Origin of the sequence: Streptococcus sp. ST14 (assembly GCF_046098195.1) — a bacterium.
GTDB lineage: Bacteria > Bacillota > Bacilli > Lactobacillales > Streptococcaceae > Streptococcus.
This window is the reverse complement of sequence record NZ_JBJUSF010000006.1, coordinates 61,987-73,871: the sequence shown is the minus strand read 5'-3', so window position 1 is coordinate 73,871 and position 11,885 is coordinate 61,987. Positions and strand designations below refer to the sequence as shown.

The window sequence follows — 11,885 nt, the reverse complement described above, 5'->3', positions numbered from 1 at the left end:
AGTTTGCTTCTATCCTTTCTTTGAATTTTATTAGATAATACAAATGAAAGAAGTATGTATATACCCATTATACCAAAGGAGGGAGAGAAATGAGTTCTAAAACATCTATCTGGTTAGCTTTTTTCTTAAATTTAAGCTATGCGATTGTTGAGTTTATCGCAGGAGGAATCTTTGGTTCGAGTGCAGTTCTTGCTGATTCTGTTCATGACTTGGGGGATGCTATAGCCATTGGCATCTCAGCCCTTTTAGAAACGATCTCCAATCGTGAAGAAGATAGACAGTACACCTTGGGTTACAAACGTTTTAGTCTTTTAGGGGCCATGCTAACGGCTGTGATTCTTATGATAGGCTCTGTCCTAGTGATTTTGGAAAATATCACAAAGATCGTTCACCCTCAACCCGTTAATGAAAATGGTATCCTCTGGCTGGGAATCATTGCAGTAGCCATTAATGTGCTGGCAAGTCTGGTAGTTCGTAAAGGAAAGACAAAGAACGAGTCAATTCTTAGCTTGCATTTTTTGGAAGATAGTCTTGGTTGGCTGTCATTCTAATGGCGATTATACTCCGATTTACAGATTGGTATATCCTTGATCCGCTCTTATCACTGGTTATTTCCATCTTTATTCTGTCGAAAGCCATTCCTCGCTTTTGGAGCGCACTCAAGATTTTCTTAGATGCTGTGCCAGAAGGAGTCGAGACAAGTGATTTGGAGAAGGATTTAGAGGCTCTACCCAATGTCAAAAGTATCAACCAACTTAGTATTTGGTCCATGGACGGTCTAGAGAACAATGCTATTGTCCACATCTGTATCGAGGACTGGGAGCAGATGATGGAGACCAAAGAAGTGGTGCGTCAATGTTTAGAAGAAAGAGGCGTGCAGAATATCACTATTGAAGTGGATAGCAGTCAAAGCAATCATGCGCAACATAAGCGGAGGGTGAGAAAGTTAGAGCAGAAGCATGGGCATCATCATTAGAAAAACGACCTCTTGTTGAGGTCGTTTTAATATCTTATTCATTTCTCGTACTTTCTCTCAGAGTCAGTCTGGTTCCCAGCATGGTCAGGCTAGGAATTTTTCGTCCATGAAGGACTTCTTTATTAAGAATATCCATACCTGCTCGGCCCATCTCCTCAGTATAGACTGTGATGCTAGATAGGGGTGGATAGACCTGCTTGGTCAGGCTAGTGTCGTTAAAAGAAATGAGGCTGACGCGGTCTGGTAGGCTAATTCCAGCTTCTTGAAGGGCACGGAGGGCGCCGATGGCTAAACTATCGCTGGCTGCGAAAAAGGCTGGTGGGAGTTGTTCTCCTAGCTTGTGAATGGCCTCCTTCATCAAGTCATAGCCAGACTGGGCAGTAAAGCTCCCCTGAAAGATCAGTTCTTCATGGTAGATACCTTTTGCTTGGGTAATGTCTTTGAAATTTTCTAGCCGCTTATCCTGGATAATTTCTTCCTGGTCGGTTGTTTCCTCAAGGCCTGTGAGAATTCCGATACAGTTCATACCTTGACTGAGGAAATGGTCTACAACTTGTTTTACAGCAGTGTAAAAGTCAGTGATAATACAGGTATGACCTAATGAGAGGGTATCGCTGTCTATAAAGACTAAAGGTTTTTGGTATTCTTCAAAGGCAGCAATCTGAGCTCGGCTGAACTTTCCGATGCAGAGAATGCCAATCACTTCCTCGCTTAATGTAAAAGGATGGTCATTAAAATAGCGCAAGATGTCATAGTCCAACTCTTGGGCTCTTTTTTCAATACCGAGACGAATCTGGTAGTAGTAGAGGTCGTCCAACTCCCCTTGTTCACTGACCCATTGGATAATGGCAATTTTTTGCTTGGGCTTGTGGGATTCGCCTGTCTTGAGATGCTTGGTGTAGCCCAGCTCTTCAGCAACGGTTAATATACGGTGTCTGGTTTCTTCTGTAACAGATAGACTCTGGTCGCGATTGAGGACACGAGATACGGTCGCGATAGAGACAGAGGCTAGCTGTGCAATGTCTTTTAAGGTAGCCATAAATCCTCCTCCTTTTAGGTTAGTATATCATATTTTTCTGCTTTTTACTGATAGTTTAGTAAAAGTTTAGTAAAAAGGATTGACCTTGGCAAATGCCTTGGATACAATAGAAGAAAACGATTACACGTTAATACTCTTCGAAAATCAAATTCAAACCACGTCAACGTCGCCTTGCCGTACTCAAGTACAGCCTGCGGCTAGTTTCCTAGTTTGCTCTTTGATTTTCATTGAGTATAAGGTGACTTAACGGACAGTTAAAGGAGAATTCATATGACACAACATCTTACTGCTGAAGCCCTTCGCAAAGATTTTCTTGCAGTTTTTGGTCAAGAAGCAGACCAAACCTTCTTTTCACCAGGCCGTATCAATTTGATTGGTGAACACACAGACTACAATGGCGGCCACGTTTTTCCTGCAGCTATTTCCTTGGGGACTTATGGGGTAGCTCGTAAGCGTGATGACCAAGTTTTACGTTTCTACTCAGCCAACTTTGAGGACAAGGGTATCATTGAAGTGCCTCTTGCTGACCTCAAATTTGAAAAAGAGCACAGCTGGACCAACTATCCAAAAGGGGTTCTTCATTTCTTACAAGAAGCTGGACATGTGATTGACAAAGGGTTTGATTTTTATGTTTATGGGAATATCCCAAATGGTGCAGGCTTGTCTTCATCAGCATCTTTGGAACTCTTGACAGGGGTCGTGGCAGAGTATCTCTTTGATCTAAAACTAGACCGTTTGGATTTGGTTAAAATCGGAAAACAAACGGAAAATAACTTTATCGGAGTCAACTCTGGTATTATGGACCAGTTTGCCATCGGTATGGGGGCAGACCAACGTGCCATTTACCTGGATACCAATACGTTAGAATATGACTTGGTGCCACTTGATTTGAAGGACAATGTTGTTGTTATCATGAACACTAATAAACGTCGTGAATTGGCGGACTCTAAGTACAATGAACGCCGTGCTGAGTGTGAAAAAGCTGTGGAAGAATTGCAAGCTGCCATGGATATTCAGACCTTGGGTGAATTGGATGAGTGGGCTTTTGACCAATACAGCTACCTGATTAAAGACGAAAATCGTTTGAAACGTGCTCGCCATGCTGTGCTTGAAAACCAACGTACTCTTAAAGCTCAAGCAGCCCTTCAAGCAGGTGATTTGGAAACATTTGGTCGCTTGATGAATGCTTCTCACGTTTCTCTTGAGCATGATTATGAAGTAACTGGCTTGGAATTGGATACCCTTGTTCACACCGCTTGGGCTCAGGAAGGTGTTCTCGGTGCTCGTATGACAGGGGCAGGTTTTGGCGGATGTGCCATTGCCTTGGTGCCAAAAGATACTGTTGAGGCCTTTAAAGAAGCCGTTGGCAAGTACTACGAGGAAGTAGTTGGATATGCTCCAAGCTTCTATATCGCTGAAGTTGCAGGTGGCACTCGCGTCCTTGACTAGTTAAAAGGAGGCTCTATCGTGACCTTAGTAGATAAATTTGTAACACATGTTATTACTGGAAGTTCATTTGAGGAAATGGATCGAATCTACTTAACCAATCGTGTTTTGGCGCGAGTGGGTGAAGGTGTTTTGGAAGTTGAGACTAATCTAGATGAGTTGATTGACCTCAAGGACCAGCTTGTCGAGGAGACGGTTCGATTAGAGACGATTGAGGATAGTCAGACTGCGCGTGAAATCCTTGGTGCTGAACTGATGGACTTGGTAACCCCTTGTCCAAGTCAGGTCAATCGTGACTTTTGGGCAACTTATGCCCAATCTCCTGAGCAGGCAATTGCGGACTTCTACCAACTTAGCCAGAAAAACGACTACATCAAGCTCAAGGCTATTGCTAAGAATATTGCTTATCGCGTTCCATCAGACTATGGAGAGCTTGAGATTACCATCAACCTCTCTAAGCCTGAAAAGGATCCAAAGGAGATTGCGGCAGCTAAATTGGTGCAAGCTAGCAATTATCCCCAGTGTCAGCTTTGTCTAGAGAACGAAGGCTACCATGGTCGGGTTAACCATCCAGCTCGTAGCAATCACCGCATTATCCGTTTCGAAATGGCGGGTCAGGAGTGGGGATTCCAGTATTCGCCCTATGCTTATTTTAATGAGCACTGTATCTTCTTAGATGGTCAGCATCGTCCCATGGCTATCAGCCGTCAGAGCTTTGAGCGTCTGCTGGCGATCGTAGAGCAGTTTCCAGGCTATTTTGCAGGCTCTAATGCCGACTTGCCAATCGTGGGGGGCTCTATTCTGACTCATGACCACTATCAGGGAGGTCGTCACGTATTTCCTATGGAATTGGCTCCTTTGCAAAAGACTTTATGTTTTGCTGGTTTTGAACAGGTCAAGGCTGGGATTGTCAAGTGGCCTATGTCAGTGCTACGTTTGACCTCGGATTCAAAAGAGGATTTGATTAACTTGGCTGACAAGATTTTACAGGAATGGCGGCAATATTCAGATCCTGAAGTGCAGATTTTAGCAGAGACAGACGGGAGACCGCATCACACTATCACACCGATTGCGCGTAAGCGTGATGGACAGTTTGAATTGGACTTGGTCTTGCGGGATAATCAGACATCGCCAGAGCATCCTGATGGCATCTATCATCCCCACAAGGATGTTCAACATATCAAGAAGGAAAATATCGGCTTGATTGAGGTCATGGGCTTGGCAATCTTACCACCTCGTTTGAAAGCAGAAGTGGAGCAAGTCGCCAGCTACCTCGTGGGAGAAGAAGTCTCAGTTGCCGACTATCATCAGGAATGGGCAGACCAGCTCAAAGCCCAATATCCGGACCTAGCGGATAAAGAAAAAGCCCTTGAAATAGTCAAGGACTCTGTGGGTGCTATCTTTGCGCGCGTTCTAGAGGATGCAGGAGTTTACAAGCAGACGGAGCAAGGACAGGCAGCCTTTATGCGATTTGTAGAGCAGGTCGGAATTTTGCCAGACTAGGAGCTTTCTCCTTGCACAGTCCTATAAAAAGTAGTATCATAGTGTCGTTTGAACTATCAGGAGGAAACGATGAAAGATTTTCATTTTGACGCTATATCTGCCTTTGAAAATTACGAAATAGAAAAAATGAGAGATGGTCATGTTGTGGTGACGACAAAAGTAGTGGACTCGTCGCTCAACTATTATGGCAATGCCCATGGTGGCTATCTCTTCACCCTTTGTGACCAGATTAGTGGTTTGGTGGTTATCTCGCTAGGGCTTGATGGAGTGACACTCCAGTCCTCTATCAACTACCTCAAGGCAGGAAAACTCGACGATGTGCTGACCATTAAAGGAGAATGTGTCCATCAAGGTCGCACAACCTGTGTCGTGGATGTCGATATCACCAATCAAGAAGGCAGAAATGTCTGCAAGGCAACCTTTACCATGTTTATCACAGGTCAGCGGTCTGAAGACAGACAGGTAAGGATATAAAGAAACAAAAAAGAGGCTCACACCTCTTTTTGTTTCAGATAAATCAATCAATTTCTTTAATAAACTTAGCAATTTCTTTTACAATCTCAGTAACTAAAGCATTTCCCATAAAGAACATTCTCATTTTATCAGAAACGTTGACAATAGATCCATCTGACAATTTCTTTTTAGCTGTCCAATTATCTGGAAAATCTTGAAGGCGTTCTGCTTCAACTGGAGTTATAAGACGGTATTTGCCATTAACTTTAAGAAAATGGGTAGAACGATTGACGGTACCTTCAGAAGTTAACATTGTTCGACCAGGTAAATTTAAATCGTCATAAGGAGCCATACCTCCTTCAGAATAGATATAAGTATGTCCAGTGGCAGAAGTACGTTCTATTCGTTTAGGACCTCGTAAGAATTGGAATTTTTCCAATTTTGCTGGATCTGTAATGAAATATTTCTCTGGGACCTCCTCTTCATCTTGAAGAATTTCTCCTAGAGTGATAGGGTTGCCATTGTAATTAGGTACTGTATCAATAGAATAGTATTTTCCATGTCTCATAATTCCTGTATTCCAAACGGTACCAGTAAAAGTATCTGAGACCTCAATTATATCATTTGATAACTCATAAAACACATGACGATTTTTAACTGCTATAGGTTTAATAGGAAATTGTTTTGCAAATAGGCCTTGATTGAAAATATAGTCATCATACCTATTATCTTCAAAAATTTCTTCCTTTTTTTCGTAAAGATTATCAATCCTTTTTGCAAATACAGTATCATTTCGATATACGAAAAAGAATACACGGCGTCTTCGTTGGCTTCTTCCGTAATCAGCAGCATTAATAACTCTCCACTCTACAGAATATCCAAGATTATTAAAAGCTGTGAGCATGATTGCAAAATCACGTCCTCTTTGTTTTGAAGGTGCTTTTAAAAGTCTATCTACATTTTCTAGGATTAAATATTTTGGTTTAATTATTTCCGTTGCTCTAATAATCTCCCAAAATAAAACTCCTTTTTTCCCTTCAATTCCTTTTTCATCTTTCTTGCTACGCGCAACTGAGTAATCTTGGCAAGGAAAACCACCGACAATCATATCGGCATCCATTTTGGAGAATTGTTCGTCTGTTATATCAGAAATACTAATATTGATGTTTTCGCTATTGGGGAAGTGATAATCATAGACCTCAAATGCATCTTGAGATTTACGAGATGGTTCCCATTGGTTTGCCCATTTTGTTTTAAAGAGTTGCTTATCGGCATTTTCTAATCCTATGCGAAAACCGCCAACTCCAGCAAATAGTTCGAGAACTTTCATCTTTTCTCCTTAATTTTTTACAGTTTAATCCATTATATACTATTTTCAATAATTGATCAAGTATTAATGCTTGCTTTAGTTTAATTTGATATAATATAAAAGATAGGAGAAGAAAATGGATCAAAACTTATTTAACTATAACGATGAAGATATCGATAGTGTTATTGAATATTCTCACAAACTATTAAATAGAAAATTTTCCGATGTTATGGAAGAGTATAATCGTTCGCTTTATAAATCATATGACGATTATAATGATAGAGTAGTCTCTGAGGTCCAAGATAAATCAATTAGTATGAAGTCAAAAGGGCAGTATGGAAATTATATTGAAAAATATTTCTATGGTTATCAGCCAAATAGTGACTCGGAAGCTGACTTTGAAAAAATTGGTGTAGAATTAAAAGTTACTCCTTTTAAGGTAAACAAAAATGGGACACTTAGTGCCAAAGAACGACTTGTATTAACAATACTAAACTATATGGAGGAAAATTTAGAGGATTTTTACTCCACCCACTTATGGAAAAAATGCGCAAAGATTTTATTATTGTTTTACAATGGCTTAATTCCTAATCAAACAATGAAGGACTATGTCATTGAAAAAATATTTTTATATGAATGGTTTGAGGAGGATATGGCAGTTATCCTTGAAGACTATAAGAAGATTACAGATAAAATCAAAAATGGAAGGGCACATGAATTATCAGAATCAGATGGGAACTATTTATCAACTTGTACAAAAGGGGCAGGTAAAGGAAAGGATTTAAGACAACAACCTTTTAGTTATGAATTAGCGAAACAAAGAGCTTGGGAATTAAAATCAAGTTATATGACCTATCTGATTAATCATAAAATCTTTAATCAATCAGATCAAGAAAGTGTCCTGGCTAATTTTAGGGGTGAGAAAAAATCATTTACTGAGGTTATTGCAGAGAAGATTCTCTCCTACAAAGGTTTCTCTGAACAAGAGTTATATGATAGATTTGAAGTGAATCCCAAAGCAAAAGGTAAGAATAGTACTCTGATTAGAAAAATTTTAGGTTTAACAGGGGATTTAGATAAGACAAAAGAATTTCAAAAAGCAAACATGAATTTGAGAGTTATTCGAGTAGATAAGAATAATTTACCTAAGGAAGACTCCCCGTTTAAAACTTATTGTTTTAAAGAACTAGCAGCAAATGATAGTTGGGAATCATCACATGTTTATAATGAAATTTACAATAAACGATTCCTCTTCGTTATTTTTAAGGAAATTGAACCGAAGCTATTTGTATTAGATTCTATCAAGTTTTGGGGATTTCAGGATAGACAATTAGAAGAAATACAAAGAGTGTGGCAGGAAACTAGACAAATTATTTCTGACGGAGTTAAATTAACCCAAAATGGTAATAAAGTTTCAACCAATTTCCCTCAAAGTAAGATAAACAGAATCCTATTTACGAAATTACACGCTACAAATACTTATTATGAAATTGAAAAAGGAAAATTTGTTGGGAAAGGTTCATTATCTGATACGGATGAACTTCCAGATGGACGTAGGATTACAAAACACTCCTTTTGGATGCCTAAAAAGTTTATAAAAGAAATCTTAGCTGGGAATTGGGATTGATAGTATTTATAATCAATTTGTGATAAACAAAAAAGAGGCTCACACCTCTTTTTCTTATTTCTTTTTATGATTTAATACTGCATTGAGTACAATGGCCAGTAAGCTGGCTACGACGATTCCGTTTGAGAAGAACATTTGGAAGGCTGTCGGCATGCTGACGAAGAGATTACTATTGTTGAGTCCGACACCTGCAGCGATGGAGACAGCTGCGATAAGGAAGTTGTGTTCATTGTTAGCAAAGTCAACGCGCGCTAGGATTTGCATCCCTTGAAGGGAAACAAAGCCAAACATCACCAGCATAGCACCACCAAGAACAGGACTTGGAATGATTTGGGCAAGGGCGCCAAACTTAGGTAGGAGTCCAAGGAGGACTAGGAAACCAGCTGCATAATAGATTGGCAGACGAGTCTTGATACCTGACAATTTAACCAACCCAACGTTTTGTGAAAATCCTGTGTAAGGGAAGGTGTTAAAGATTCCTCCGAGAAGTACGGCTAAACCTTCTGCACGATAACCGTTGCGCAGGCGCGTGCTGTCGATTGGGTCATTAGTAATATCAGACAAGGCCAGATAAACACCAGTGGACTCAACCATAGACACCGTTGCAATGATACACATCATGACGATGGATGATATTTCAAAAGTAGGTACACCAAAGTAGAGGGGAGTTGGAACATGGACAAGCGGTGCTGCCGCAACAGGGGAGAAATCAACCAATCCCATGGTAGCAGCAATGGCAGTTCCAACAACCAGACCAATCAAAATGGAGATAGACTTGATAAATCCTTTGGTAAAGATGTTGATCAAGAGGATAATCAGAACAGTGATAGCAGCAAGTAGGAGACTTTGACCAGTTGGCTCTGGAACGTTATTTCCCATATTTCCAATAGCGACAGGAATCAAGGTTAAACCAATCGTGGTAATGACAGATCCTGTTACGATAGAGGGGAAGAGATTGGCCACTTTTGAGAAAATGCCTGAAATCAGAACCACATAAATCCCTGATGCGATAAGGGCACCAAACATAGCCCCACTACCGTGACTCTGCCCAATCATAATCAAAGGAGCGACGGATTGGAAGGCAACTCCGAGAACGACTGGTAGTCCAATCCCAAAGTATTTGTTGAGTTGGAGTTGAAGGAAGGTGGCCACCCCACACATGAAGATATCTGTGGAGATCAGGTAGGTCAACTGCTCAGCTGAATAGCCAAGAGCTGTCGCAATCATGATAGGAACCAGGATAGAACCTGAGTACATGGCTAATAAGTGTTGCAATCCAAGAACGGCTGCTTGCGAATGTTTTTCTTGTTTTTGCATTAGAGATCTGCCTCCTTAAATACGACCTGACCGTTTTCAAAACGATCCAAGCGAGCCAGTGATAGAACTGGATAGCCAGCTTTTTCAAGCAAATCACGACCATCTTGGAAAGACTTTTCAATCACGATACCGATGGCTTCAACTTTTGCTCCGGCTTGTTCGATGATTTGGATCAAGCCTTTGGCAGCTTGTCCATTTGCTAGGAAATCATCGATAATCAAGACCTTGTCCTCAGGTGAGAGGAATTTTCCAGCGATGGAAACGGTGCTGGTCACCTGCTTAGTAAAGGAGTAGACTTGGGCGGTTAAGATTCCTTCGTTCATGGTGATGTTTTTAGCTTTCTTGGCGAAAATCATGGGAACATTCAAAGCTTCGGCAGTAAAAATGGCTGGGGCAATACCTGACGCTTCAATGGTTACGACCTTGGTAATGCCAGCAGAAGCGAATTTGTCCGCAAATACCTTCCCAATCTCTCGCATCAAGCTAAAGTCAACTTGATGGGTTAAAAAGGAATCCACCTTGAGGATATTGTCCCCCAAGATATGCCCATCCTCAAGGATGCGCTCTTCTAATAATTTCATAAGACCTCCTAAAGTCTAAAAGATGCTTCATTTGCTTGTCTAGAGTTTCTACTATGTAATAGAAAAAGGACCTACTTAATCCCCTAAGTAAGTCCTCAAAATAGGTATGGCCAAAACCATACCTTCAGCTGACATACTCATTGTTAGGTGTTCCGGCACCTTGTAGAAACGTCGTGCCAATTCACGACATAAACAAGTAAAATGATATTCAATTTTAAACAGGCTACTGCCAATGTTTATATTTTACACCAATTAGCTTTATAAATCAAATATTTTGTTAGTAAATAGATCATAAAAACGAACGAATAAAAGGCTGCAATGCTAGATAGTATTGTAGACTTCGATTATTCTATTCGCTAAATCTTAGAAAATAACCATCTGGATCCAAAACTGCAAATTCATGAGGGTAAATAAAGCTATCTCCCACTCGAAATTCTCTTTTGGTCAGCGGACGATAAATAGGATAGTCAGCTTCTAGCAGTTTTTGGTGGAGCTGAGGGACATCTTCAATGCCAAAGGAAATATTGACACCGCGCCCGAAAGGATAGGTTAGTTGGGCTAATTCTTCTGTGCTGCCTTCTTCTAGCATAAGTTGGCAGTCTTCAAGCGAGAGGAAGAGAAATTTCTCCTCTGGACGCTCGTATTCGACAGAAAATCCCAGCAAGTCGCAGTAGAAGTGGCGTGACTTTTCGAGGTCAGATACTACAAATTCAGGAATGACAGCTTGATAGTCCATTAGCTTTCTCCTTAGAGTTCAATTTCCAATACAATTGGCGTATGGTCTTGGCGCGCACCTGAGTCAATCATGTCAGACTTAGTCACCTTTTCAGCCACGCGATTGCTGGTGAGCCAGTAGTCGATTCTCCAGCCTGTATTGTTGATTTTAGAAGTCTTGCTGCGTTGTGCCCACCAAGTATAGCGCTCTGGGACATCACCATGAATGTGGCGGAAGGTGTCAGTAAACCCAGTTGCCAAGAGGTTGGTAAATCCAGCACGCTCCTCGTCTGTAAATCCTGGTGAACGGCGGTTGCTGGCAGGATTTGCAAGGTCGATTTCCTTGTGAGCTACGTTGTAGTCTCCAGTCGCAAGGACTGGTTTTTCTTTGTCTAGTTGCGCCAAATACTCAGCATATTTGACATCCCAGACTTGGCGTTCTTCCAAGCGTTTGAGCCCATCACCAGCGTTTGGAGTGTAAACTTGCGTTACGAAAAATGTATCAAATTCCAAGGTGATGATGCGGCCTTCCAAGTCCATGGTAGAAGGAGCCCCGATTTCTGGGAAGCTAATCGTTGGCGTGAGTTCTTTCTTATAAAGGAACATGGTTCCAGCGTAGCCTTTGCGGGCAGGCTCTTGAGAGGAACGCCAAGTGTTTTCATAACCTGGGAAGAGTTCTTCTAAAATTTCCAAGTGTTTCTTTGTAGGCCCTTTTGCAGAAAGCTTGGTTTCCTGGATAGCGATAATATCAGCATTTTCAGCTACCAAGGTTTGTAGGACTTCTTGGGACAATTTTGCACGAGCTGAGTCGCTCGTTAGGGCAGCATTGAGGGAATCAATATTCCATGATATGAGTTTCATAAACTTACCTTTTTCATTCAGATTACAGACTATATTATACCAAAAAAAGGCGTATTTCC

General features: G+C 41.0%; 10 protein-coding genes, 1 pseudogene and 1 riboswitch. Of the genes and pseudogenes, 5 read left to right on the top strand and 6 right to left on the bottom strand.

The window, feature by feature from the left end:
• Positions 1–89: 89 nt before the first annotated feature.
• Positions 90–976 (top strand): annotated as a pseudogene (locus ACIY19_RS03395) (cation diffusion facilitator family transporter).
• Between the two features lie 34 nt (positions 977–1,010).
• Here the strand turns inward: ACIY19_RS03395 and galR are convergent.
• Positions 1,011–2,015, bottom strand: a complete 1,005-nt coding sequence (gene galR / locus ACIY19_RS03390; protein WP_409002691.1) for a DNA-binding transcriptional regulator GalR — start codon at positions 2,013–2,015, stop codon at positions 1,011–1,013.
• Between the two features lie 270 nt (positions 2,016–2,285).
• Between galR and ACIY19_RS03385 the strand changes: the two genes are divergently transcribed.
• The 3 genes from ACIY19_RS03385 (at position 2,286) to ACIY19_RS03375 (ending at position 5,438) form a co-directional block, all read left to right on the top strand.
• A complete protein-coding gene (locus ACIY19_RS03385) occupies positions 2,286–3,464 on the top strand; it encodes a galactokinase (protein WP_409002690.1) in 1,179 nt (392 codons plus the stop codon).
• A gap of 18 nt (positions 3,465–3,482) precedes the next feature.
• Positions 3,483–4,964: a UDP-glucose--hexose-1-phosphate uridylyltransferase gene (locus ACIY19_RS03380; protein ID WP_000177013.1), complete on the top strand. Its 1,482-nt coding sequence runs from the start codon at positions 3,483–3,485 to the stop codon at positions 4,962–4,964.
• A 69-nt stretch (positions 4,965–5,033) separates the two neighbouring features.
• Positions 5,034–5,438 carry a PaaI family thioesterase gene (locus ACIY19_RS03375; RefSeq protein ID WP_000651197.1) on the top strand — a complete coding sequence of 135 codons (405 nt, stop codon included), beginning with the start codon at positions 5,034–5,036 and terminating at the stop codon, positions 5,436–5,438.
• Positions 5,439–5,481: 43 nt separating this feature from the next.
• On the opposite strand, the gene dcm is transcribed toward ACIY19_RS03375, so the two are convergent.
• A complete protein-coding gene (dcm, locus tag ACIY19_RS03370; RefSeq protein WP_000865857.1) occupies positions 5,482–6,747 on the bottom strand; it encodes a DNA (cytosine-5-)-methyltransferase in 1,266 nt (421 codons plus the stop codon).
• Between the two features lie 115 nt (positions 6,748–6,862).
• Here dcm and ACIY19_RS03365 point away from each other — a divergent pair, with 115 nt between their 5' ends.
• Positions 6,863–8,353, top strand: a complete 1,491-nt coding sequence (locus ACIY19_RS03365; protein ID WP_000372609.1) for a Sau3AI family type II restriction endonuclease — start codon at positions 6,863–6,865, stop codon at positions 8,351–8,353.
• 54 nt (positions 8,354–8,407) lie between these two features.
• Here ACIY19_RS03365 and ACIY19_RS03360 read toward each other — a convergent pair whose 3' ends face one another.
• From ACIY19_RS03360 to ACIY19_RS03345, 4 genes are all read right to left on the bottom strand, one after another.
• Positions 8,408–9,670, bottom strand: a complete 1,263-nt coding sequence (locus ACIY19_RS03360; protein ID WP_001171645.1) for a nucleobase:cation symporter-2 family protein — start codon at positions 9,668–9,670, stop codon at positions 8,408–8,410.
• On the bottom strand, positions 9,670–10,251 hold the full coding sequence (locus tag ACIY19_RS03355; RefSeq protein ID WP_000770381.1) for a xanthine phosphoribosyltransferase: 582 nt from the start codon (positions 10,249–10,251) through the stop codon (positions 9,670–9,672). The genes ACIY19_RS03360 and ACIY19_RS03355 overlap by 1 nt, the downstream gene beginning before the upstream one ends.
• A 120-nt stretch (positions 10,252–10,371) precedes the next feature.
• Positions 10,372–10,467, bottom strand: a riboswitch (purine riboswitch).
• 133 nt (positions 10,468–10,600) lie between these two features.
• Positions 10,601–10,987 carry a VOC family protein gene (locus ACIY19_RS03350; RefSeq protein ID WP_000386235.1) on the bottom strand — a complete coding sequence of 129 codons (387 nt, stop codon included), beginning with the start codon at positions 10,985–10,987 and terminating at the stop codon, positions 10,601–10,603.
• A gap of 11 nt (positions 10,988–10,998) precedes the next feature.
• Complete coding sequence (locus ACIY19_RS03345; protein WP_000767450.1) at positions 10,999–11,826, bottom strand: exodeoxyribonuclease III; 828 nt, start codon at positions 11,824–11,826, stop codon at positions 10,999–11,001.
• Between the last annotated feature and the right edge of the window lie 59 nt (positions 11,827–11,885).